Source organism: Micromonospora sp. RTP1Z1 (assembly GCF_033804685.1).
Lineage (GTDB): Bacteria > Actinomycetota > Actinomycetes > Mycobacteriales > Micromonosporaceae > Micromonospora.
The window spans coordinates 69,797-91,452 of sequence record NZ_JAPFQV010000008.1; the positions used below are offsets into that span (position 1 = coordinate 69,797).

The 21,656-nt window shown below is 72.2% G+C and carries 22 protein-coding genes; 10 read left to right on the forward strand and 12 right to left on the reverse strand.

Features of this window, described 5'->3' with window-relative positions:
• Positions 1-154 precede the first annotated feature (154 nt).
• The 3 genes from SLP03_RS06530 to SLP03_RS06540 are packed head-to-tail and all read right to left on the reverse strand — an operon-like array spanning position 155 to position 2,234.
• Positions 155-862: a class I SAM-dependent methyltransferase gene (locus SLP03_RS06530; protein WP_319459668.1), complete on the reverse strand. Its 708-nt coding sequence runs from the start codon at positions 860-862 to the stop codon at positions 155-157.
• 20 nt (positions 863-882) lie between these two features.
• A complete protein-coding gene (locus SLP03_RS06535; RefSeq protein WP_319459601.1) occupies positions 883-1,563 on the reverse strand; it encodes a DUF2064 domain-containing protein in 681 nt (226 codons plus the stop codon).
• Entirely contained in the window at positions 1,560-2,234 is a 675-nt protein-coding gene (locus SLP03_RS06540) for a glycosyltransferase family 2 protein (RefSeq protein WP_319459602.1), read from the reverse strand. Before SLP03_RS06540 ends, SLP03_RS06535 begins: the two co-directional genes overlap by 4 nt.
• A 134-nt stretch (positions 2,235-2,368) precedes the next feature.
• On the opposite strand from SLP03_RS06540, the gene SLP03_RS06545 reads away from it, so the two are divergent.
• A complete protein-coding gene (locus SLP03_RS06545) occupies positions 2,369-3,766 on the forward strand; it encodes a hypothetical protein (protein WP_319459603.1) in 1,398 nt (465 codons plus the stop codon).
• A gap of 55 nt (positions 3,767-3,821) precedes the next feature.
• Here the strand turns inward: SLP03_RS06545 and SLP03_RS06550 are convergent, their stop codons facing one another.
• Complete coding sequence (locus SLP03_RS06550; protein WP_319459604.1) at positions 3,822-4,883, reverse strand: NAD-dependent epimerase/dehydratase family protein; 1,062 nt, start codon at positions 4,881-4,883, stop codon at positions 3,822-3,824.
• 244 nt (positions 4,884-5,127) lie between these two features.
• Here SLP03_RS06550 and SLP03_RS06555 point away from each other — a divergent pair, with 244 nt between their 5' ends.
• Positions 5,128-6,510: a molybdopterin-dependent oxidoreductase gene (locus tag SLP03_RS06555; RefSeq protein WP_413644477.1), complete on the forward strand. Its 1,383-nt coding sequence runs from the start codon at positions 5,128-5,130 to the stop codon at positions 6,508-6,510.
• Positions 6,503-6,979, forward strand: coding sequence for a hypothetical protein (locus SLP03_RS06560; RefSeq protein WP_319459605.1), 477 nt, complete (start codon positions 6,503-6,505; stop codon positions 6,977-6,979). Before SLP03_RS06555 ends, SLP03_RS06560 begins: the two co-directional genes overlap by 8 nt.
• A gap of 67 nt (positions 6,980-7,046) precedes the next feature.
• Here the strand turns inward: SLP03_RS06560 and SLP03_RS06565 are convergent, their stop codons facing one another.
• The 7 genes from SLP03_RS06565 to SLP03_RS06595 form a co-directional block, all read right to left on the reverse strand.
• Positions 7,047-8,171: an SPFH domain-containing protein gene (locus SLP03_RS06565; RefSeq protein ID WP_319459606.1), complete on the reverse strand. Its 1,125-nt coding sequence runs from the start codon at positions 8,169-8,171 to the stop codon at positions 7,047-7,049.
• 32 nt (positions 8,172-8,203) lie between these two features.
• Positions 8,204-8,437, reverse strand: a complete 234-nt coding sequence (locus SLP03_RS06570; protein WP_319459607.1) for a hypothetical protein — start codon at positions 8,435-8,437, stop codon at positions 8,204-8,206.
• 288 nt (positions 8,438-8,725) lie between these two features.
• On the reverse strand, positions 8,726-10,381 hold the full coding sequence (locus SLP03_RS06575; protein WP_319459608.1) for a glycoside hydrolase family 13 protein: 1,656 nt from the start codon (positions 10,379-10,381) through the stop codon (positions 8,726-8,728).
• Between the two features lie 170 nt (positions 10,382-10,551).
• Entirely contained in the window at positions 10,552-11,439 is an 888-nt protein-coding gene (locus SLP03_RS06580; protein WP_319459609.1) for a carbohydrate ABC transporter permease, read from the reverse strand.
• A 13-nt stretch (positions 11,440-11,452) separates the two neighbouring features.
• The gene (locus SLP03_RS06585) at positions 11,453-12,409 is read right to left on the reverse strand and encodes a sugar ABC transporter permease (protein ID WP_319459610.1); all 957 of its coding nucleotides are present in this window, start codon (positions 12,407-12,409) and stop codon (positions 11,453-11,455) included.
• Positions 12,410-12,495: 86 nt separating this feature from the next.
• Positions 12,496-13,875: an ABC transporter substrate-binding protein gene (locus tag SLP03_RS06590; RefSeq protein ID WP_319459611.1), complete on the reverse strand. Its 1,380-nt coding sequence runs from the start codon at positions 13,873-13,875 to the stop codon at positions 12,496-12,498.
• A gap of 243 nt (positions 13,876-14,118) precedes the next feature.
• Positions 14,119-15,126, reverse strand: coding sequence for a LacI family DNA-binding transcriptional regulator (locus SLP03_RS06595; RefSeq protein ID WP_413644478.1), 1,008 nt, complete (start codon positions 15,124-15,126; stop codon positions 14,119-14,121).
• 257 nt (positions 15,127-15,383) lie between these two features.
• Between SLP03_RS06595 and SLP03_RS06600 the strand changes: the two genes are divergently transcribed.
• The 3 genes from SLP03_RS06600 to SLP03_RS31540 are packed head-to-tail and all read left to right on the forward strand — an operon-like array spanning position 15,384 to position 17,825.
• Positions 15,384-17,423: a glycosyl hydrolase family 28-related protein gene (locus SLP03_RS06600; RefSeq protein ID WP_319459612.1), complete on the forward strand. Its 2,040-nt coding sequence runs from the start codon at positions 15,384-15,386 to the stop codon at positions 17,421-17,423.
• A 37-nt stretch (positions 17,424-17,460) separates the two neighbouring features.
• Positions 17,461-17,592 (forward strand): hypothetical protein, encoded by a 132-nt coding sequence (locus SLP03_RS06605; RefSeq protein WP_319459613.1) that lies wholly within the window; start codon positions 17,461-17,463, stop codon positions 17,590-17,592.
• Positions 17,593-17,633: 41 nt separating this feature from the next.
• Positions 17,634-17,825: an ATP-binding protein gene (locus SLP03_RS31540; RefSeq protein ID WP_413644479.1), complete on the forward strand. Its 192-nt coding sequence runs from the start codon at positions 17,634-17,636 to the stop codon at positions 17,823-17,825.
• Positions 17,826-17,924: 99 nt separating this feature from the next.
• Here the strand turns inward: SLP03_RS31540 and SLP03_RS06620 are convergent, their stop codons facing one another.
• A complete protein-coding gene (locus SLP03_RS06620; protein ID WP_319459615.1) occupies positions 17,925-18,806 on the reverse strand; it encodes a winged helix-turn-helix transcriptional regulator in 882 nt (293 codons plus the stop codon).
• A gap of 85 nt (positions 18,807-18,891) precedes the next feature.
• Here SLP03_RS06620 and SLP03_RS06625 point away from each other — a divergent pair, with 85 nt between their 5' ends.
• The 4 genes from SLP03_RS06625 (at position 18,892) to SLP03_RS06640 (ending at position 21,653) form a co-directional block, all read left to right on the forward strand.
• Positions 18,892-19,089, forward strand: coding sequence for a hypothetical protein (locus SLP03_RS06625; protein WP_319459675.1), 198 nt, complete (start codon positions 18,892-18,894; stop codon positions 19,087-19,089).
• Positions 19,090-19,379: 290 nt separating this feature from the next.
• Positions 19,380-19,826 carry a DUF1801 domain-containing protein gene (locus SLP03_RS06630; protein WP_319459616.1) on the forward strand — a complete coding sequence of 149 codons (447 nt, stop codon included), beginning with the start codon at positions 19,380-19,382 and terminating at the stop codon, positions 19,824-19,826.
• Positions 19,827-20,271: 445 nt separating this feature from the next.
• Positions 20,272-21,201, forward strand: a complete 930-nt coding sequence (locus tag SLP03_RS06635) for a hypothetical protein (RefSeq protein ID WP_319459617.1) — start codon at positions 20,272-20,274, stop codon at positions 21,199-21,201.
• The gene (locus SLP03_RS06640; RefSeq protein WP_319459618.1) at positions 21,198-21,653 is read left to right on the forward strand and encodes an ABA4-like family protein; all 456 of its coding nucleotides are present in this window, start codon (positions 21,198-21,200) and stop codon (positions 21,651-21,653) included. Before SLP03_RS06635 ends, SLP03_RS06640 begins: the two co-directional genes overlap by 4 nt.
• Positions 21,654-21,656 lie beyond the last annotated feature (3 nt).

Consider the following 21,656-nt stretch of genomic DNA (forward strand, 5'->3'; position numbering starts at 1 on the left):
CCACCACAAACCACCCATACCAGCGGCCGGCGGAGGCCGCCGGATCAACATCAACCGCGCAAGTATGCACAGTGGTCGCCCGGCCGCAGCGGGCCGGCAAGGTCCGGACCCACATCGAGGAGGTCAGCCGGGCCCGACGGCCCAGTGCTCCACCTCAACGGCGCAACCTCAACCGGCTCGGGCCGGAGCCGGCCGGGACGACGAGTTCGCCGAACGACCGCCGGCCGGCCCGGAACACCTCGCGCACCACCAGCCCCGCCGCGGCCGCCGCGTCGTGCACCGCGACGGTGTCCAGGCGGGCCCAGCGGAACGTGCCACCACGCCGCAGCTCACCGTCGGGCAGCAGGGTGGCGAGCCGGGTGTGTCCGCGCCAGAGGCCGAGCCCGGGAGGCTCCAACTCCACGATCACGGTGCCCTCCGGGCGGAGCAGCTCGCGACACCGGGCCAGCAGCGCGACCGGGTCACCGCCGATACCGATGTTGCCGTCCATCAGCAGGGCATGCCCCCAGCGCCCCTCGCCGGGGAGGGGAGCGAACACGTCCCGCCGGAGGGCGACCGCGCCGCGGGCCCGGGTCAGTCGTACCGCGTGGGCGGAGACGTCCACGCCGACGGCGGTGCGGCCGGCGCGGGCGAGCGCGAGCGTGAGCCGACCGGGGCCGCACCCGACGTCGAGCGTGGGGTCGGCGCACCGGGCCACGACGGCGGCCGTTGCCGGCTCGGGCGGGCCGTGCCAGCGCCGTACCGGCAACGGGCTGCGCCGGCCGTCGCTGTGCACCAGCCAGTGCACGCCGGGCCGGCGGTGGAGTGCGGCGGCGAAGCCGTCCTCCTCGGTCGTCGCCGCACCGGCGCGCGGCTCCGACAGCTCCTCGCGGGCGTGGACCGTCACCGACGACCGCCCGACAGCGGGGTGGGACGCAGCGCCGCCACCTGACGGGCGAAGCGGCCAGCCGGCGCCTCGGCGGCCACCGCGAGCGCGTCGCGCCATTCGTCGACGTCACGGAGGACCGGTAGCGGCGCGGTGCGCAGCCCGCGGTCACCCAGCGCCGCCCAGGTGCGTCGCCAGGTCCGCGAGGTGGACATCGGCACCGCGCGGAGCAGTTCGGCGTGCCGGGGGTCGCGCAGCCCGAGCGCCCACCATCCGCCGTCGACGGCCCGGCCGAGCACGGCGTCGGTCGCGGCGAGCCGCCGGACCGCCGCACCCAGCCGCGACGGGGTCAGCTGCGGGGTGTCCATGCCGATCTGCAGGACCGGGCGGCCCGGCCAGGCCGCCGCCACGTCGGCGTGGGCGTTGGCGAGCCGGTCGCCGAGCCCGTCGCCGCGCTGCGTCAGGACGGTCCAGCCGGCCAGGGCCGCGGTCAGCACGACACCCTCCTCGGCCTCCTCGAACCGTCCGCTCATCGCGAGCACGGGCGTCACCCCGGGCGTGCCGCGGACCGCGTCCAGGGTGTCGGCGAGCGCGGCCGCGGCGATCCGGGCGGCCTGGGCCGGGGTGGCCGGCGGGCACAGTCGGGTCTTCACGGCTCCCGCCACCGGCGCCTTGGCCAGCACCAGCAGGACGGTCACCGGGGGCCGCCAACGGTGCGCAGGACGCCGGCGAAGTCGCGGGTGGCGCGCAGGGTGCCGCGGACCGAGCCGGAGACCTTGGACCGGGTGCCGGCGGCGCGAGGGGCGTAGCGGACGTCCAGCTCGCGGATCCGCCAGCCGGCGGTGGCGGCGCGGATCAGCAGTTCGAGCGGGTAGCCGAAGGCCCGGTCGGTGACGCCCAGGGCGAGCAGCGCGTCGCGGCGGGCCACCCGGATCGGGCTGAGGTCGCGCAGCGGTACACCCCGGTGCCGCAGCAGTGCCGCGACGAGGGCGGTGCCGGCGCGGGCGTGCCACGGCCAGGCCCCGGCCCGGACGGGCCGACGCCGACCCACGGTCAGGTCGGCGACGCCCCCGGCCACCGGGGCGACCAGGGCGGGCAGCTCGGCCGGGTCGAAGGAGCCGTCGGCGTCGAGCACCGCGACCAGTTCCGCGTCGGCGGCCTCCAGCCCGGTGTGGACGGCCGCGCCGTAGCCCCGCCGGGGCTCGTGCACCACCAGGGCACCGTGCCGGGCAGCGACCTCGGGCGAGCCGTCCCGGGAGCCGTTGTCCACCACGATCGCCCGGTATCCGGGCGGGATCGCGGCGAGCACCCCGGGCAGGGCGGCGGCCTCGTCCAGGCACGGCAGCACCACGTCGATCTGCGTCGGCATACCGCCGACGTTAGGACCCGACCCGTCCGACGGGGGATGGAACGGGCCTTACCCCCACGTTGCTTCCCACGCGACGGTGACGTTGCGCCGTTCGGCCACCGCCGGCGCGGCGGGCACCGTACCGTCCGGTCGACATGAGAGCGACCACGCTGCCCGCGGCCGCCGTCCGGGCTCCGGTGCGCCGATCCCGAGCCGATCTGGTCGTGCTGGGCGTCGAGGCGGCGCTGGTCGTGCTCGCCGCGGTGGTCGGCGCGGTCCTCAACGCCCGCGGCGTCGGCCTGTACGCCGACGCCGCCCCGCTCTACGCGACCTGGCGGCCGCACCTGGGCTGGGGCAGCCCGGGCGCGGTCCTGGTCGCGGGCGCGGTGATCGGCGTCGGTACGCGGTGGGCCCGCACCGCCGGCTGGGCCGCGCTGCTCGGCGCTGCCTACCTGGCGTCGGTGGCGTGGACGCTGTCGCTGGCCCTGGTCGACGGCTGGTCGACCGGGTTCGCCGAGCGGCTCACGCCGCAGGCGGAGTACCTGCACGAGGTGCCCCAGGTCACCGACGTGCGCGCGATGCTGGCCGGCTTCGCCGGTCGGATCCTGGACTTCCAGCCAGACTCGTGGTCCACCCACACCGCCGGTCATCCGCCGGGTGCGCTGCTGGTCTTCGTCGGGTTGGACCGGGTGGGGCTGGGCGGCGGGGTCGCCGCCGCGCTGGCGTGCGCCCTGATCGGGGCGAGCGTCACGATCTCCGTACCGGTGGCGCTGCGGGCGCTCGGCGCGGCCGACGCCGCCCGTGCCGTCCTGCCGTTCCTGGTGCTGCTGCCAGGGGCGGTCTGGGTGGGCGCCTCCGCCGACGGGCTCTTCACCGGCGTGGTCGCAGCGGGCCTGGCCCTGCTGGCGGTACGCGGGCGGGCGGCGCCCGCCGCGGGCGGGCTGCTGCTGGGCTTCGCGCTGTACCTGTCGTACGGCTTCGTGCTGGTCGGGGTGCTGGCGCTGGCCGTGCTGGCGCTGCGGCCGGCGGGGCGGGTCGCCGCGCTGCTCGCCGGGACCGCCGGTGTCGCGGCGGTGGCGGTGGCGTTCACCGTGGCCGGCTTCCGCTGGTGGGACGGCTACCGGCTGGTCGTGGAGCGCTACTACCAGGGCTGGGCGGCCGACCGCCCGTACGGCTACTGGATGTGGGCGAACCTGGCGGCGCTGCTGCTCTCCGCCGGCCCGGTGCTCGGACCGGCGCTGCTTCGGGCGGTGACGGCCGGCGCCCGGGCGACCCGGTCCGGGATCCGGCACCGTGGGGGCTGGCGCGGTCGCGCCGGGCAGATGCTCGCGGCCGGGCCGGCGGTGCTGCTGCCGGTGGCCGCGGCGGCGGCGGTGCTCGCCGGTGACCTGTCGGGGCTCAGCAAGGCCGAGGTGGAGCGGATCTGGCTGCCGTTCGCCGTCTGGCTGCTGGTCGCCACCGCCCACCTGCCCCCGTCGACCCGCCGCTGGTGGCTCCTCGGGCAGGCCGGCACCGCCCTCGCGGTCAACCACCTGCTGTGGACGGTCTCCTGACCCGGGCAGCGTGCCAGCCGGCCGCCGGCGGGGCGAGGGCCGGTGCCGGTGCCGGTCAGACCGTCAGGGCCGCCGGCTCGCGCAGCGGGTCCGTGGCGAAGGCGCTGACCCCGTCGGTGAACCCGACCCGGGCGGTGTATCCGAGCAGGTCGGTCGCCCGGCGCGGATCGGCGACGACGTGCCGAACGTCGGCGGAGCGGGCGCCACCGACGACCAGCGGCACCGGCCCGGCCATGGCGGTGGCCAGGGTGGCGGCCAGTTCACCCACGGTGTGCGGCTCCCCGGAGCAGACGTTGACCGGCGTCAGGTGCCGCGGCGCCGGGGTGGTCAGCGCCAGCAGGTTCGCCCGCGCCACGTCGCTGACGTGCACGAAGTCCCGCCGCTGCCGGCCGTCCTCGAGCACCTGGGGCGGCCGGCCGGCGGCCAGCGCGGACCGGAAGATCGAGGCCACCCCGGCGTACGGGGTGTCGCGGGGCATTCGGGGGCCGTAGACGTTGTGGTAGCGCAGGGCCCAGACCCGGCCGTCGGTCTGCCGCGCCCACGCGGCGCCCAGGTGCTCCTGGGCCAGCTTGCTGGCGGCGTACGTGCTGCGCGGCTCAAGCGGGGCGTCCTCGGGTACCAGGGCGGGGGTGAGCGTCGACGCGCAGTGCGGGCAGGTCGGGTCGTAGCGGCCGGCCGCCAGATCGGCCGACCGGCGCGGGGCGGGGCGGACCGTGCCGTGCCGGGCACACTCGTAACGCCCCTCGCCGTAGACGACCATCGAGCTGGCCAGCACCAGCCGGGTCACGCCGGCCCGGTGCATCGCGGCGAGCAGCACGGCGGTGCCGTAGTCGTTGTGACTGGCGTACGCCGGCGCGTCCGACGGGTCCAGCCCGTGCCCGACCATCGCGGCCTGGTGGCACACCGCGTCGACGCCGGGCAGGAGCCGGTCGAGCAGTTCGGAATCGCGAACGTCGCCGACCACCGGGTCGTGCCGCCGCGACCACTCCGGCAGCCCCCCGCCGTGCGCCTGGGGCAGCAGCGCGTCCATCGCCACCACCTCGTGCCCCTCGGCGACCAGCAGGTCGGCGACCTGCGATCCGATGAAACCGGCCGCGCCGGTGACCAGTACCCGCATGCCCGCCAGCGTAGGTCTGCAGGCCGGCACGGCGGGCCGCGTTGCGACAGCCGTAGTCAATCCACAACATCTGTCGCCCGGCAGCGCCACCGGCGCCGGTAAGCCATCCGTAATCGGGCAAGTCCCGCCGGGCCGGCGTCACCGCCCGTAGCCTGCCGAAAGGGAGGCCCCGCGCCGGCCACCGGACGCGCGGCTCCCGCCAGCGCCGGTGGGCCGGCACATCGAGCAGCCAGGAGGAGGGCCGGTGAGCGCCGACCGTACGTCCCCCGGGGACCACCCGGGCCCTCCCCCGCAGACCGAGCCGCCCGGCCGCCCGGCGTACGGCTTTCCCCGCCGTGGGTGGGCGTTGCTGGCGGAGCATCCACCGCCCGGCGCACGCCGCATCGGCGAACGGTGGCGCAGCCCGCTGCGCGGGCCGTGGCTCACCGCGGTGTACGGCCTCGCGCTGCTGGTCGGCCTACCGCTGGTGTTCCTCACCGGCCTGCTCGACTATCTGGCCTACAGCCCGCAGTTCGGTCAGGCCCTCCCGCACGACGTCGGCTGGCTGCGGTTGCCGCCGTTCGACTGGCCGACCGGCCCGTCCTGGCTGTTCCGGGTCACCCAGGGCCTGCACGTGGCGCTCGGGATCACGCTGATCCCGATCGTGCTGGGCAAGCTCTGGTCGGTCATCCCGAAACTGTTCGACTGGCCGCCGGCCCGATCGGTGGCACAGCTGCTGGAACGGCTCTCCCTGGTGCTGCTGGTCGGCGGGATCCTCTTCGAGATCGCCACCGGCCTGCTGAACATCCAGTACGCGTACCTGTTCGGGTTCGACTTCTACACCGCGCACTACTTCGGCGCGTGGGTGTTCGTCGCCGCGCTCGTCACGCACGTGGCGCTCAAGCTGCGGCGGATGCTCACCGCGCTGCGGTCCCGCCCGGTGCTCGCCGAGCTGGCCGTCCCGCGAGACGCCACCCGACCCGAGCCACCGGACCCCGACGGGCTGGTGGCCGCCCGGCCCGGGCCGGCCACCGTGACCCGGCGCGGCGCCCTCGCCCTGGTCGGCGGCCTGTCGCTGCTGCTGGCCGGCCTGACCGTCGGGCAGAACTTCGACGGCCGGTGGCGCAGCACCGCGCTGCTGCTGCCCCGGGGCCGGCAGCCCGGTGAAGGCCCGACCGGGTTCCCGGTGAACCGGACGGCGGCGGCCGCCGGCGTCAGGGCCGCCGACAACGGGGCCGGCTGGCGGCTGGCGCTGCGGGCCGACGGGCGGCAGGCCAGCCTGGACCGGGCCGCCCTGCTGGCCATGCCCCAGCACACCGCCCGGCTGCCGATCGCCTGCGTGGAGGGCTGGTCGACGCTGCAGACCTGGACCGGGGTACGGCTGCGCGACCTCGCCGCGCTGGTCGGAGCGGGTCAGCCCGGTTCCGCCCACGTCCGCTCGCTGGAGAAGGCGGGGCAGTTCGCCCAGGCGACCCTGCAGGCCAACCAGGTCCTCGACCCCGACTCGCTGCTCGCGCTGAGGGTCAACGGGGTGGACCTCACCCCGGACCACGGCTATCCCGCGCGGGTCATCGTCCCGGCGCTGCCCGGGGTGCACTGCACCAAGTGGGTGGCGGAGATCGAGTTCCGGAGGCAACCCGATGCGTGACGTCGCGGTGCGGTTCCGGGCGGCGTACGGGGCGCCCGGGCGGCACCTGCTGCTGCTCGTCGGCTGCTTCGCCGTCGCCGGCTGGGTGGCCCTGCGGCTGGCCGGGGAGGCGACCGCCGGGCGGATGCTGCTCTGGTTCGTCGGCGCGGCGATCGCCCACGATTTCGTCCTGTTCCCGATCTACGGCTCGGCCGACCGGGCGCTGCGGGCGGCGGTGGGCGAGCGACGGGCCCGGCCGGCGTCCGGGCCGTCGCTGCTGAACCACCTCCGCGTGCCGGCGCTGGCCGCGGCGCTGCTGTTCCTGGTCTACCTGCCCGGCATTCTCCGGCAGGGCCGGGAGACCTACCTGGCCGCGACCGGGCAGGACCAGCAGCCGTTCCTCGCCCGCTGGTTGCTCGTCAGCGCCGCCCTCTTCCTGGCCAGCGGAGTCCTGTACGCGTACCGGCGGTGGCGGGCACGGAACGCGTAGGGCCCGGCGCCCGAACGGCGGCGGCCCGACGAGCGCCGGCCGACGATGATGGCCGGGTGATCCGGGATCAGGCCCGGGTGACCGGCGTGCCGTTCACCGCGGCACGGTCCACGGTCGGGCCGGTGGCCGGCGTCACCCCGCTGCGGACGGCGTCCAACAGCGCCATGCCCTGACCGGCCAATGACGCGACGACACTGCTGAGCCCCTCGGCGCCGTTGAGCACGGTGACGTTGGCGCCCTGCAGTCCGGCGGCGGCGGCGCGCAGCAGGTCGGGCAGTTGCTCGATGAGCCGCTGGTCGAGGGCGATCCGGTCCTGCGCGGCGGCCGCCTCGGCGGAGAGCCGGGTGGCGTCGGCCTGCGCCTGGGCCAGGGTGCGGATCCGCTCGGCCTCGGCCTGGGCGGGTCGGATCACCTCGGCGATCAGCTCGGCCTGTCGCAGCTCGGCGTTACGCTCGGCGACCAACGCGCGTTCGCCCAGCACCTCCTGCTGGGCGCGGGCCGCGGCCAGCGGGCCGGCCTGGGCCGCCGTCTGCTGCGCCTGGTCGATCTCTGCCTGGTACTGGGCCCGGGCGATGGCGGTCTGCCGGGCGTACTCGGCCTGGTGCCGCACGCTCTCCTGCTGCGCCATGGCGCTGGCCTGGTCCGCGGCGGCCTGCGCCACCTTGGCGTCCTGGTTGACCTTGGCCTGGTGGGGCGAGGCGAGCGCGTTGATGTAGCCGACGCCCTTGTCGTCGATGCTGCTGATCTGCAGCGAGTCGACGGCGAGGCCGATCCGGGCCATCTCGGTCTTGCTGGCGTCCACGATGGCGTCTGCGAGGGTCTGCTGCTCGCGGATGATCGATTCGACGGTCATGCTGCCGATGATGCTGCGCAGGTGACCGCTGAAGATCCGCCCGACCAGGGTCGGCATCTGGGTCTGGTCGCCCTGGAAGCGGCGGGCCGCGGCGGCGATGGACTCGTGGTCGTCGCCGACCTTGAACGCGATGACGGCCTGCACGGTCAGCGTGATGCCCTGCTTGGTGTAGCAGTCCTCGGTCACCTCGGCCTCCTGCATGGCCAGTGTCAGCCGAGTGGCCTTGGAGAGGACCGGCACCACGAAGACGCCGTGTCCGGTGACGATTTTGAAGGGCAGCGCATCCGCTCCCCGCTGCTTTCGTCCGCTGATGAGCAACGCCTCGTTGGGAGCGGGCACGCGGTATCCGAACACTGGAGTGACCCTTCTGCCTACCGGGAGCTACCGCTCCCGGCCACGGTGGGCCATGGCTCGACGTCGACCTGACGCGCGCCACGGTTGTTGATGATCAGTACCTCGGCGCCGGCCGGGACCGGCACCGACGTGTACGCGAGGTAATAGTGGGCGATGCCGTCCACCACGACGCGCACCTCCCCCGGGCGGTCACCGCCGCGCAGCGGGTGCACCACCCGCGCGATCCTGCCGACCAGCGACTGACCGTCCACCATGCTCCCCGGGACTGGGCGCCGACCGCGTCCGCGCCGCCTGCGGATCATCCTCCGCCGGCCTCGGCTCATTGTGCGCCGGGCTCGGGCCCCAGGGAAAGGAGCCAGGACGCGCCGGACGTTCGGGGTGGCGTGCCAGCCTCGGGGGCGACCACGAGCCCGCCGCACCTAGTCAGGCGGGCCAGGTCCCCCGTGTACGTGCGGCGTGGCGGGTGCTCCCTCGTACCTCCTTCCGTTCTGGGGCGCGGCGCCGGCGGTCGGGACGGACCGCCGACGCCGCGGCGCGGGTCAGGCCGGGACCGCCGGCCCGCCGGGCTCCTCGGCGGTACGCAGCCAGACGGCGGTGTCCGGCGGCAGCAGGTCATCGTCGAGCGGCCCGCTGGCCAGCAGCAGCCGCTCGTGCGGCGGCAGCGGCACCGCCGCGTCGGCGAGGTTGACCAGGCAGCGGAATCCGCCGCCCCGGCGGTACGCCAGCACCCCCGCGGGCGCGGGCAGCCAGGTCAGGTCGCCGTCGCCGAGCGCCGGGTTGGTCCGGCGGATGGCGAGGGCGGCCCGGTACAGCTCGAGCATCGAGTGCGGGTCGCCGGTCTGCGCGCGGACCGTGCGGTCCTTCCAGTCCGCCGGCTGCGGCAGCCACGGGGCCACCGCCGCGCTGTCCGGGCTGAACCCGAACGGTGGTGCGTCGCCGGTCCACGGCAGCGGCACCCGGCAGCCGTCCCGGCCGGGGTCGACCCGGCCGGAGCGGGCGAACATCGGGTCGTGGCGCAGCTCGTAGGGAATGTCCTCGACCTCCCAGAGGCCCAGCTCCTCGCCCTGGTAGACGTAGGCCGCGCCGGGCAGCGAGAGGGAGAGCAACGCGGCGGCCCGGGCCCGCCGGGTGCCCAGCTCCAGGTCGGTGGGGGTCCCCTCGCGCTTGGCGGCGAAGCTGAACGTGGTGTCCGCCCGGCCGTACCGGGTGACGTGCCGGGTGACGTCATGGTTGGAGAGCACCCAGGTGGCCGGGGCGCCGACCGGGGCGTGCGCGGCCAGCGTCGCGTCGATGCAGGCCCGCAGCACGGCCGGCTCCCAGGCACAGCCGAGGAAGTCGAAGTTGAAGGCCGCGTGCAGCTCGTCGGGGCGGAGGTAGTTGGCGAACCGCTCATGGTCGGGCAGCCACACCTCGCCGATCAGCGCCCGCTCGCCGGGGTAGCTGTCGGCGATCCGCCGCCAGCTGCGGTAGATCTCGTGCACCGCGTCCACGTCGACGAACGGGTTCGGGCCGTCCGGGGTGGCTTCGGGCAGCGTCGGGTCCTTGGCCAGCATCGCCGCCGAGTCGATCCGGATGCCGTCCACGCCCCGGTCGAGCCAGAACCGCAGGATGTCCTCGAACTCGGCGCGCACCCGGGGGTGGTCCCAGTTGAAGTCGGGCTGCTGCGGGGCGAAGAGGTGCAGGTACCAGTCGCCCGGCGTGCCGTCCGGGTTGGTGGTCCTGGTCCAGGTGTCGCCGGCGAACGGCGAGACCCAGTCGGTGGGCTTCTGCGAGCCGTCCGGGCCGCGACCCGGGCGGAACCAGAACAGCTCGCGCTCGGGCGCCTCCGGGCCGCCGGCGAGTGCCGCCTGGAACCAGGGGTGCACGTCGGAGCAGTGGTTCGGCACCACGTCGACGATGGTCCGGATGCCGAGCGCGTGTGCCTCCGTGATCAGCGCCTCCGCCTCGGCCAGGGTGCCGAAAACCGGGTCGATGTCGCGGTAGTCGGCCACGTCGTAGCCGGCGTCGGCCATCGGGGAGGGGTACCAGGGGCTGTACCAGATCGCATCGACGCCGAGCGCGGACAGGTGATTCAGCCGGGACCGGATGCCGGCGATGTCGCCGATGCCGTCGCCATTGCCGTCGGCGAAGCTACGTGGGTACACCTGGTAGATCACCGCTCCACGCCACCACGGACCATTGTCTGGTGTGGACACGAGCACCTGCTTTCTGCGTCAGTTCGTCGGCGGGTTCGCCGGACCTGAATGTGCATCAGGCGGACGGTCGTTGTTCGCCGCGGGAGATTGCGCTGGTGGTGCGGCGGTGCGGTCAGCCCTTCATCGAGCCCGCCTGAGGGCTGCAATGCTCAGCGTCTGCATCTTCGGGGCTATCCTTTGAGGCTGCCTGTGGTCAGACCGGACATGATGTTCCGCTGGAAGATCAGAAAGACGATGACGGTCGGGATCGCGGCGATGACCGACGCGGCGATCACCACGTTCATGGGCGTACCACCCGAGAAGGCGTAGATGCCGACGCTGACCGTCCGGGTCTCGGGCGACGGCATGACCAGCTTCGGCCAGAGAAAGTCCTTCCAGACCGCCGTCACGGCGAAGATCGAGACGACGCCGAGGATGGGGCGCGACATCGGCAGGATGATCGACCACAGCGTGCGCAGCGGCGTCGCCCCGTCCATGAGGGCCGCCGCCATCAGCTCTTCTGGGATCGAGTCGAAGAACCGTTTCAGCAGGAAGATGTTGAACGCGTTCGCGACGGCGGGCAGCCAGATCGCAAACGGCGAGTCGAGCAGGTTGATGTGCAGGATCGGCAGGTCGATCACGGTCACGTACTGCGGAACGATGAGGACCATCGCCGGGATCATCAGCGTCGCCAGCATCAGGCCGAGGATCACGTTGCCGAACACCGGTCGAAGCTTCGACAAGGCGTACGCCGCGGCGGTGTCGAGGACGAGTTGGAACAGCAGCGCGCCAGCCGCGTAGTAGAACGTGTTGAACAGCAGCTTGGCGAGGTTCAGGTTGTTCCACGCATCAGCGTAGTTCTGCGACTGGGGATCCTTCGGGAACAGCGATGGCGGGGTCTGCGCGATCTCCTGGCCGGACTTGAGCGCGCCGGTGACCATCCAGTAGAGCGGCCCGAGGAAGACGAGCGTGAAGCCCACGACGACGACGGCGAGCAGCGTCCAGTAGATAACCCTGCCGCTCCCCCGTCGAAGCTGAGCCTGGGAGATGAGGGTCCGGGTCCCGGAGTCCTGTGCCATGGGTCGTCCCGTCCTAGTCCTGTTTCGAGCTGAGCCGCACGTAGACGGCGGAGAAGCCGGCCAGCACCACGAGCATGATCACGCCGAGCGCCGCGGCGCCGTTGAGGTCGTTCTGGAAGAACCCGTGCTGGTAGATGAGGTACGCCACCGAGGTCGCGGAGTCCTCCGCGCCCGTACCGTTCGCGAGGATCAGCGGTTCGATGAAGAACTGCATCGTGGCGACGATCTGCAGCATCGCCAGGAGCGCGAGGATCAGCCGGGTCTGCGGGATCGTGACGTTGCGGATCCGCCGCCAGATCCCGGCGCCGTCGAGCTCGGCCGCTTCGTAGAGTTCGCCGGGGATGTTCTGCAGTGCCGCCAGGTAGATCAGTACCGCGCCGCCCATGTTCATCCAGGTCGACGCGATCACCATCGCCGGCATCGTAATCTCGGGGGACTGCATCCACTGCGATGTCGGCAGGTGCAGCGCCTTGAGGATCGAGTTGAAGAGTCCCGCGTCGCCGGGGTCGTACGCGTAGAACTTGAAGAGAAAAAGCGCCGACGCTGGCGGCAGCATCACCGGCAGGTAGACCAGGATCCGCAGGTAGCCCGTCGCGTGGCGAAACTCGTTGAGCAGGATCGCTACGAAGAACGGCACCGCGTACCCGAGTATCAGCGCGAGAATGGTGAAGTAGAACGTGTTCTTCCAGGCCGTCCAGAAGCTGGGGTCGGCGATGATGCGGTCGTAGTTGTCCCAGCCGACCCAGGTCGTGACTCCGCGCCGGGTGCGCTGGAAGCTCATGACGACGCCGCGGATCATCGGATACCAGGAGAAGAACGCGAAGCAGATCACCGCGCCGATCAGGAACGCGTGCCCGGTGAGATTGTCGCGTACCTTGCGGCCGACGCTCGTCCGCTGCGACCCTGCGGGGTACGGCGACGCGGGGCGACCCGGTTCTGTCTTGGTCCCCGGGACGGTGGTGATCGCCAAGGCAACTCCTGCGTGAGTCAGTGACGCCGACGGTGCGACGCGGACGGTGTGAGGGCCGGCGGCGGGCCAGCCCCCACACCTTCGGATCACTTTTCGGCGGCCAGGAGCTGGTTGACCTTTCCTTCGGCCGTCTTGAGAAACACGTCGATGTTCGCGTTCGGGTTCGTCAGCACGCCGGACATCGCGGCGTCGAGCACCGCGTAGATCGCCTGCGCGTTGCGTGGCTCACCCTTGATCGGGACCGGGTTCGCCTCGAAGACCGCGAAGTTCGCGGTGTCGACGTTCGCGTTCGCCTTGCGCAACTCGAGTTCCTGCTTCTGCGCGTCGCTGCCGTTGGCGAAGAGCAGCGGCTGGGGCAGGCCCACCGGGTAGTTCTGCGGCTTGGCCCGGACGTAGTCGAACTGGCCCTTGCCCGGCGTCAGCTTCTGGTACGCGATCCACTTCAGACCGGCCTTGACCTGCTCGGGGGAGAGGCCCTTCTTGAAGAAGTAACCCTCGCCACCACCGAGCGTCCCCTTCGCGGGGCCGTCCTGGCCGGGCAGCGGGGCCATCGCCCAGTCCTGGAACTTGCCCTGGAACTGGCTGACGATCGCCTGGGTGGCGTCCGGCGCGCCGACGAACATGCCGACCTTGCCCGCGCCGGCATTGGTCAGCAGGTCGGCCCACTGCAGCAGTTGGCGGTCGCCCATGCTGTTGTCGCCGTACCGCATGTCCTTGAGGTTCTGCAGGACCTGCTTGCCCATCGCGTTGTTGAAGTCGGCCTTCCTGCCGTCGGCGGTCAGCATCTGGCCGCCCTGGGAGTAGAGCAAGGAGGTGAAGTGCCAGCCCCCGGTGTTGCCGGCGCTGTACTCCGAGTAGCCGGCGATGCCGTTGCCAAGCGCGGAGATCTTCTTGGCGGCGGCCCGGACCTCGCCCCACGTTTTGGGCGGGTTGTTCACGTCGAGCCCCGCCCGCTGGAACAGAACCTTGTTGTAGACCAGGCCCATCGAGTAGTTCTTCACCGGGACGGCGTAGAGCTTGCCGCCGTCGGTGAAGACCTCCTTGAGCGCCGGGTCGACGCTGTCCCAGGTCGGGACCGTGTCCTTGTTGGCGAACTCGGTGATGTCCATCGCCTGACCGGAGTCGAGCACCTGCTGGAGATCGGTCATGTACCCGTAGAACAGGTCGGTCACGGTGCCGCCGGCGAGGCGAGCGGTGAAGTCCGGCGGGTTGTTGCACTGCTCGCCGACGCTGACGCTCTTGACGAGGATATTGGGGTTCTGCCGCTGGAACTCGACGACATCGTCGTTCCAGTTCTTCAGCAGCTCTTTCTGGGAGCCGACCGGCTGGCAGTCGACGGTGATGGTGACCTTGCCGCTTGCATCGGTCTTTGCGTCGTCACTCTTCGTGGAGCAAGCCGCAAGGCTGAGCCCCAGGCCGGCCACGAGCGCTAACGCCGCAGCCTTCCGGTACTTCGGTACGGACATCTGTCCATCCCTTCGGGAACGGGAGTCTCCATGACCTTCGCTGATCTGCGGCGATCGTCACCGCGGCCAAACCTGCTACTGATCTAGTTCTCTGGCACGGAATGTTTCGTGGCGATGACGATACAAAGCCGGACCACGTCGCGCAAGAACTGAACCGAAATATGAAAGACGAGGACTGGCGCCGTTCCGCACGCAAAAAAGGACGGACCTGGGAGGGTCCGTCCTTTTGTGCTCCGTCCCGCGCTACCCGGTCGCGGCCCGCGCCGGCCCGGTCGAACCGCGCACCACCAGCTCCGGTTCGAAGAGCAGCTCGTCGCCGAGCACGCCGGCGCCCTCAATCTGGGTCACCAGCAGGTGGACGGCCGCCTGACCCATCGTCTCGATCGGCTGTCGCACGGTGGTCAGCGGCGGATCGGTGCAGGTCATGAAGGCCGAGTCGTCGAACCCGACCACCGAGACGTCCTCCGGCACCGCGCGGCCCAGCCGGCGGACCGCGCGGATCGCCCCCAGCGCGAGGACGTCGCTGGCGCAGACGATGCCGGTGATCCCCCGGTTCACCAGCTTGGTGGCCGCCACCCGGGCGCCCTCCATGGAGAAGCTCGACCGCTCCACCCACTCCCCCGGGTCGCTCCAGCCGGCGATCCGGTCCATCGCCGCGAGCTTGCGCCGCGACGGGACGTGGTCCTCGGGGCCGAGCACCATGCCGATCCGCTCGTGCCCGAGCGAACGCAGGTGCCCGTACGCCTGCTCCACGGCCACCGCGTCGTCGGTCGAGACCCGGGGGAACCTCAGCTCGTCCACGCCCGCGTTGACCAGCACCACCGGCAGCCCCCGGTCGGTCAGCCGCCGGTAGTGCTCGTGCGGGGCGTCGGCGAGGGCGTACGAGCCACCGGCGAAGATGACGCCGGAGACCTGGTGGTCCAGCAGCATCTCCACGTAGTCCGCCTCGGACACCCCGCCGATGGTGCGGGCACACAGCGCGGGGGTGAAGCCCCGCTGGGCGAGCGAGCCGGTCACCACCTCGGCGAGCGCCGGGAAGATCGGGTTCTGCAGCTCGGGCAGGACCAGCCCGACCAGCCGGGCGCGTTCGCCACGCAGTTTGGTGGGACGCTCGTAGCCGAGCACGTCGAGCGCGGTCAGCACCGCAGTCCTGGTGGCCTCGGAGACGCCGCCGCGGCCGTTGAGCACCCGGCTCACGGTGGCCTCGCTGACGCCCGCCTTGCGGGCCACCTCAGTCAACCGTTTCGTCACGGCGGCAATCGTACGTCGGATTCTTGCAAGAACTGCACCGTCAGATGCCCGGAAATGTCAATCATTCGGCACGCCCTGGCACTCCGCGCGGCAGCGAGCGGCGTCGGCGGAGGTCCTGATCTCCTCATCGGTCCTCCGCGGCGGGAGGCACGGCCCAGTTCGCAATTTATCGACAAAGTGATGCTTGAATATTTACAAAGCTCAGCAATAACATGAGCGAACCTCCGTCAGACCAGCCCGAGAGAGTGGGTCATCCGATGTACGGAAGCTACGACGACAACGCGGCACCGGGGCGTGGGCGCCCCCTTGCCGTACGGATCGCGGCTGCCACCACGGCGGTGGGCCTCAGCGTGCTGACCGGGGGCACCGCCGCCGCTGGCTCGGGACCCACCGGCCCGGCACCGGTGGTGACCCGGGCCGGCCTCGACCCGGCGCTGGTCGCCGGACGGGGCGCCGCCGTCGACTTCATCGAACAGGAGGCGGAGAACGCGCGCACGACCGGCACCGTCATCGGTCCGGACCGGACGGCATACACGCTGCCGGGCGAGGCCTCCGGCCGCCGGGCGGTGCGGCTCGCCCCCGGGCAGTACGTCGAGTTCACCCTGCCGGCTGCGGCGAACGCGATCACCGTGCGCTACAGCATCCCGGACTCCCCCGACGGCGTCGGCATCACCGCGCCCCTCGACGTCACCGTCGGCCACGGTCGGGCCCGGACGATGACCCTCACCTCGCAGTACGCGTGGCTCTACAACCAGTACCCGTTCACGAACGACCCCGACGCCGGGCTGCTCCACCCCGACTGGTGGATCACCGAGTGCTCCTGCGTCCCGGCGTCCACCACACCCGCGCCGACCATCACGACACCGTTCCGGCCCCACCACTTCTACGATGAACAGCGCCTGCTGCTGGGCCGCGCCCACCCCGCCGGCGAGGTCGTCCGGTTGACGGCCCCCGCCGCCAGCAACGCCGCGTGGACGGTCATCGACCTGCTGGACTCGCAGCTCGTCGGGCCGCCGCACCTCGCGCCGCGCGCGGTGAACGTCGTCGCCTTCGGTGCCGACCCGTCGGGCCGGCGCGACTCGGCCGACGCGCTCGACCGGGCGATCTCGTTCGCCCGCCGGACGCACCGGACCGTCTACCTCCCGCCGGGGACCTACCAGGTCAACCGGCACATCGTCGTCGACGACGTGACGATCGAGGGCGCCGGCAGCTGGTACACCGTGCTCAAGGGCCGTGAGGTCACCCTGGACACCCCGGCGGCCGACGGCTCGGTGCACACCGGGGTCGGCCTCTACGGCCGGGACGCATCCGTCGGCGGCAGCAGCGACGTCCACCTCTCCGGGTTCGCCATTGAGGGCGACGTCCGGGAACGCGTCGACACCGACCAGGTAAACGCCATCGGCGGGGCATTCAACCACTCCACCATCGACGGGCTCTACCTGCACCACACCAAGGTCGGAATGTGGTTCGACGGGCCGATGACCGACCTGCGGGTCAGTAACACGCTCATCGCCGACCAGATCGCCGACGGCCTGAACTTCCACACCGGGGTCACCCACTCCAGGGTGTCGCAGACCTTCGTCCGCAACACCGGCGACGACGGGCTGGCGATGTGGTCGGAGAAGACCGGCAACGCCCACAACACGTTCGACCACAACACCGTCCAGTCCCCGGTCCTGGCCAACGGCATCGCCCTCTACGGCGGCACCGACAACACGGTGTCGAACAACCTCGTCGCCGATCCGGTGCGCGAGGGCAGCGCCATCCAGGTCGGATCCCGGTTCGGCGCCGAGCCGTTCACCGGCGGGCTCTGGATCACCGACAACACCACGGTCCGCGCCGGCGGCCACGAGCTGAACTGGAACATCGGCCTCGGCGCGATCTGGTTCTACGCGCTGGACCGCAGCATCGACGCCGACATCGAGGTGGCCGGGGACGCCTTCCTCGACAACACGTACAACGCGATCATGCTGGTCAGCGACTGGCCGGTGAAGGACAAATACTCGATTACGGGCATCCACTTCCGCGACATCCGGGTCGACGGCACCGGCACCTCGGTCGTCAGCGCCCGCGCGGCGGGTTCGGCGTCCTTCGCCGACGTGGAAGCGCGCAACGTGGGGGCGGTGGGCGTCAACAACTGCGGCTCGTTCCACTTCACCCCGGCCGGCTCCGAGTTCAGCCTCGCCGATCTCGGTGGGAACGACGGCGGGTGGCTCGCGCCGTGGCTGCTGCCGAACACCATCACCTGCGACGACCGGCCCCCGGTCGTGCCGCCGCCGGCGCCGTCGGCGTGGTGACCGGAGCAGGCGCGGGCGGTAGGTCCAGGACGGTTTCATGGGCGCCATGGCAAACCCGGTGATCCTGACCGTCAACGACGATCCGGTGGTGTCCCGGGCGGTCGCCCGGGACGTCCGCCGTCGGCACGGTGAGCGCTACCGCCGGTCCCCGCATACGCGGCCGAGCTGAATCAGGTCTGGACCAACCTGATCGACAACGCGCCGGCCGTCATGGGTGACCGGGGCGTGCTGACGCTGCATCCCGGACGCGCGGGCGACCAGCTGGTGGTGGAGGTCGCGGACACCGGCCCAGGTATCCCGCCCGAGCTCAGCCCCCGCATCTTCCGCTCCGGGCGGACTCCCGGACGGTGTACGAGCGCATCACCGCGCGGACGGCGGGATCCATGGCACGCCAGGCGGTGAACCAGTCCTCCCCCGTCTCCGGTTCCGTCCCCACGCCCGCTCACTGCGCACATCCTCGGCGACCGGGCCCCAGCCGGCACCCGGGTTTCCCCCGGGCGCTCAGCGGCTGGGCTGCCGCCCGACGTGGTCCAGCATCTCGTCGACCGAGCCGGCCGGGTCGGTCACCGGGAACTGCACGGCGCGGACGACCTCACCCGGGTCGACCAACAGGGTCAGCCGCTTGAACCGGTCCACCCCGCCCGCCCGGAACGTCGGCAGCAGCAGGCCGGCGGCGAGCCGACCGTCCTGGTCGGACAGCAGCGGGTACGGCAGCCGGGCGTGCTCGACGAACTCGCGCAGCTGGTCGGGGCGCTGGGTGCTGACCCCGCGTACCTCGGCACCGGCGGCGCGGAGGAGCTCGTGCCGGTCGGCGTACGTGCGGGATTCGAGGGTGCACCCGACGGCGCCGGGGATGTTCTCCCAGTCCGGCGGGAGGCCCTGGGCGCCGGGCGCGAACGCCCCGGGGAAGAGGTAGAGCACGGTCCACCGGCCGACGACGGCCGGCGCCTCCGCGACGCCGTCGTGCCGGAGCAGCGTCAGCTTCGGGAGTCGGCGGCCGATCAGCTGATGCACGCGACGCGCCTCGGCGGAGCCGGCGTCGGCGGTGGCGGTGAGGTCGCCGTCGCCCATGACGTGCCGGGTTCCCCAGTCCTGCAGGGCGACCAGCACCGGCAACAGTCCCTCGCCCTTGCGGGTGAGGAGGTAGTCGTAGCGCGGCGGGTGGGCGGAGTACGGCTGCCGGTGCAGCACCCCGTGCTCGACCAGGGCGACGAGGCGTTCGGTGAGGGCCCGTCGGCTGACCCCGAGCTCACCCTGCAACGCTTCGAACCGGGTGGTGCCGCCGGCGATGTCGCGGAGGATCAGGAAGGTCCACCAGTCGCCGAGCACGCCGAGGGCCTGTGCGATCCCGCAGTCGGCGTCGCCGAGGTCCGCCCGCTTCATGTGCCACCTACCCACCTGACCGACCTCGTCGACTATAGTCCGTTTCAAATTGGGACGCACTGGCTCGTGAACGGGGGTCGACGGCATGACCGTCAGGCAGGGGGCCGGAGTGTTCTGGCGCTGGTGGGCCGCCGGCACGACCAGTTTGGTCGGGTCGGCGGTCGGGGCGGTGGCGCTGGCGCCGCTGGCCCTGCTCCTCTCCCCCGTCCGCCGGCTGCGCGACCTGACCGACCTGGGAATCGACGGACCGACCGCGCGGGAACCCGTCGCGGTCGCGCGCTGACGCGGGCAAGCGCCACCGATCCGACCAATCCCGCAGGACCCTCCCGCCAACCTGGAGTGCGGGTACGGGCCGAGCGGCTCGGGCAGGTGGTCCGCGGCGGGCACCACATCCTGCGCGACGTTTCGCTGAGCATCGAACCAGGCGAGTTGGTGGCCGTCATCGGGGCCAGCGGGGCTGCCAGTGCGGTCGCTTCCAACTCTGTCATAGACCGATGCCAGACTGTCCGATGTGCAGCTCCGCTCATCACCCACGCGAAGCGGACGCAGGAGCGGGCGTGGGAGCATGGCGTCATGGCGACATCCAAGCAGCCGGTGACCGTGCCGACAGACGCCAGCGTCGAGGACTTCCTGGCCGCAGTTCCTGACGAACGCCGACGGGCCGACGCGGAGCGCCTCTGCACCATTCTGCGCGAGGTGACCGGCGAGCCCGCGGTGATGTGGGGCCCGAGCATCGTCGGCTTCGGCAGCTACCGCTACACCTACCAGAGCGGCCGCACGGGCGACTGGCCGCTGGCGGGCTTCTCGCCGCGTAAGCAGCAACTCGTCGTCTACCTGGTGGGTGGGTTCGAGGAGCGGCACGCGTCGGTGCTCGACCGGCTCGGTCCGCACAAGACCGGAAAGGGATGCCTCTACCTGAAACGGCTCGACGACGTCGACGAGAGCTCGCTGCGCGAGCTCATCGACCGCACCGTGCGGGTGCACAAGGGCGTCGACCGGGCCAGCAAGAGCCGCCCATAGCGCCGGTGGCGGGAGGCACCTATCTGCGCAAGCCGTCGATGTCTGTCACGTTGCTATCGGTTCCCGGATCGGCTCACCGCTGTAGATCATGAATTGCGCCGGTGCATCACCGTCCCCGGCGGTCAGCGGCAGGACCGAGTCCCCGGCGCCCGGGACGGGATCGGACCATGCCGTCTCGCCGGCCTGCACCCTCCTGCCGGCCACGGGGACGGCGCAGATCTGACGGGTCGCGGCGATGGCGTGGGCGCTGCTGGGTCCTCCGAGTAGGGCGGCACGGCGCGCAGGATGACGCCGGTCGTCAGGCGGGCAACGGGGGTGACGACCTCGTTCCCGGGCTGGGTATTCCGCCTCCTCCCCAGGGAGGAGACCGTGCTCCGACCGTCGGCCGCAACCGCGGCTCGCGGTCGGGCGCGGCCCGGGGGCCGGTTCACCAGCATCTACAGGTATGACTACCGCACTGCACCGGGCGGCACACTGGCACCGCCCACTGATGGTTTTCGTCTCGGCGATGGCGGTGCTCGCCGTCGTCTCCGCGGTCGGCATCTTCGCCGACCCTCGCGTCCTCACCGGCGTGCCGATCTGGCTCAAACCGTTCAAGTTCGCCGTGTCCTTCGTGCTGTACGGCACCACCCTCGCCTGGATGCTCTCCCTGCTGCCGCGACGCAGCCGGATCGCGGAGTGGGCAGGCACCGTCATCGTCGCGATGTCGCTGGCCGAGATGGTGGTGATCGTCGGACAGGTGCTACGGGGCACGACCAGCCACTACAACGAGACGACCCCGCTGAACGCCGCCCTGTGGCAGGTGATGGGCGCGTCGATCATCGTGCTGTTCGTCGCGCACTTCGTCATCGGGATCGTGGTACTGCGTCAGCCGATCGCCGACCGGGTCGCTCGGTACGCGGTCGGGCTGGGGCTCGGCTTGTCCCTGCTGGGCATGCTCGCGGCGGTACCGATGGTGCTGCCCGGGCGGGCCACCGGGATCGAGGGGATCAGCGGGGCGCACAGCGTGGGCGTACCGGACGGCGGGCCGGGGCTGCCGCTGGTCGGCTGGAGCACCACCGGCGGGGATCTGCGGATCGGGCACTTCGTGGGACTGCACGCCCTGCAGGCGCTGCCGATCCTGGCGATCCTGCTGAGCCGGTTCCTCGGGACGCGGCTGGATGGGCGCACCCGGGTGCGACTGCTGGTCGTCGCGGGCGGGGCTTACGGCGTACTCACGATGCTGTTGACCTGGCAGGCCCTGCACGGGCAGCCGTTGCTGCGTCCGGACCCGCTCACGCTGGCCGCCGTGGCGGCCCTGGTGGTCGCGACCGCGACCGCCGCCGGCGTGGTCGTGGCTCGCCGGCGCGGCCCGGAACTGGCGCTGGCCGCATGACCGCGACGCTGTTCACGCTGACGTTCGCGGTGGCCGCGCCGTTCTGGGCGCTGATGATCCTGCTGCCGCACTGGTCCCGGACGGCCCGGATCATCGGGTCGCCGCTGATCGTGCTCCCGGTCCTGGTGATCTACGCGATGCTGGTGCTCCCGGCGATCGACGACGTGCTGCCGGCCGTGACGTCGCCGACCCTGGGTGGTGTGCGCGATCTGCTCGGCACCGCGGACGGCGCGGCGGCGGCCTGGGCGCACATGATCGCGTTCGATCTGTTCGCCGGCCGGTGGGCGTGGCTCGACAGCCGGGAACGGGGGGTGCCCGCGCTGGTCATGGCTCCGGTGCTGGTGCTGACGATCCTGCTGGGACCGCTCGGCCTGGCCGCCTACCTCGGGGTCCGGGCCAGGTGGGTCGGGCCGGCGGCCGTTCCTGTCCCCGAGCCGCAGCGCCTAGGCTGATCG

What these genes read in the sequence shown, in the direction of transcription:
- SLP03_RS06580 (WP_319459609.1), bottom strand. Translation starts at nt 11,439, where the DNA reads ATGGCACAGGACTCCGGGACCCGGACCCTCATCTCCCAGGCTCAGCTT.
- SLP03_RS31540 (WP_413644479.1), top strand. Translation starts at nt 17,634, where the DNA reads ATGGGTGACCGGGGCGTGCTGACGCTGCATCCCGGACGCGCGGGCGAC.
- SLP03_RS06545 (WP_319459603.1), top strand. Translation starts at nt 2,369, where the DNA reads ATGAGAGCGACCACGCTGCCCGCGGCCGCCGTCCGGGCTCCGGTGCGC.
- SLP03_RS06635 (WP_319459617.1), top strand. Translation starts at nt 20,272, where the DNA reads ATGACTACCGCACTGCACCGGGCGGCACACTGGCACCGCCCACTGATG.
- SLP03_RS06600 (WP_319459612.1), top strand. Translation starts at nt 15,384, where the DNA reads ATGTACGGAAGCTACGACGACAACGCGGCACCGGGGCGTGGGCGCCCC.
- SLP03_RS06630 (WP_319459616.1), top strand. Translation starts at nt 19,380, where the DNA reads ATGGCGACATCCAAGCAGCCGGTGACCGTGCCGACAGACGCCAGCGTC.
- SLP03_RS06590 (WP_319459611.1), bottom strand. Translation starts at nt 13,875, where the DNA reads ATGTCCGTACCGAAGTACCGGAAGGCTGCGGCGTTAGCGCTCGTGGCC.
- SLP03_RS06620 (WP_319459615.1), bottom strand. Translation starts at nt 18,806, where the DNA reads ATGAAGCGGGCGGACCTCGGCGACGCCGACTGCGGGATCGCACAGGCC.
- SLP03_RS06640 (WP_319459618.1), top strand. Translation starts at nt 21,198, where the DNA reads ATGACCGCGACGCTGTTCACGCTGACGTTCGCGGTGGCCGCGCCGTTC.
- SLP03_RS06550 (WP_319459604.1), bottom strand. Translation starts at nt 4,883, where the DNA reads ATGCGGGTACTGGTCACCGGCGCGGCCGGTTTCATCGGATCGCAGGTC.
- SLP03_RS06560 (WP_319459605.1), top strand. Translation starts at nt 6,503, where the DNA reads ATGCGTGACGTCGCGGTGCGGTTCCGGGCGGCGTACGGGGCGCCCGGG.
- SLP03_RS06540 (WP_319459602.1), bottom strand. Translation starts at nt 2,234, where the DNA reads ATGCCGACGCAGATCGACGTGGTGCTGCCGTGCCTGGACGAGGCCGCC.
- SLP03_RS06625 (WP_319459675.1), top strand. Translation starts at nt 18,892, where the DNA reads ATGACCGTCAGGCAGGGGGCCGGAGTGTTCTGGCGCTGGTGGGCCGCC.
- SLP03_RS06605 (WP_319459613.1), top strand. Translation starts at nt 17,461, where the DNA reads ATGGGCGCCATGGCAAACCCGGTGATCCTGACCGTCAACGACGATCCG.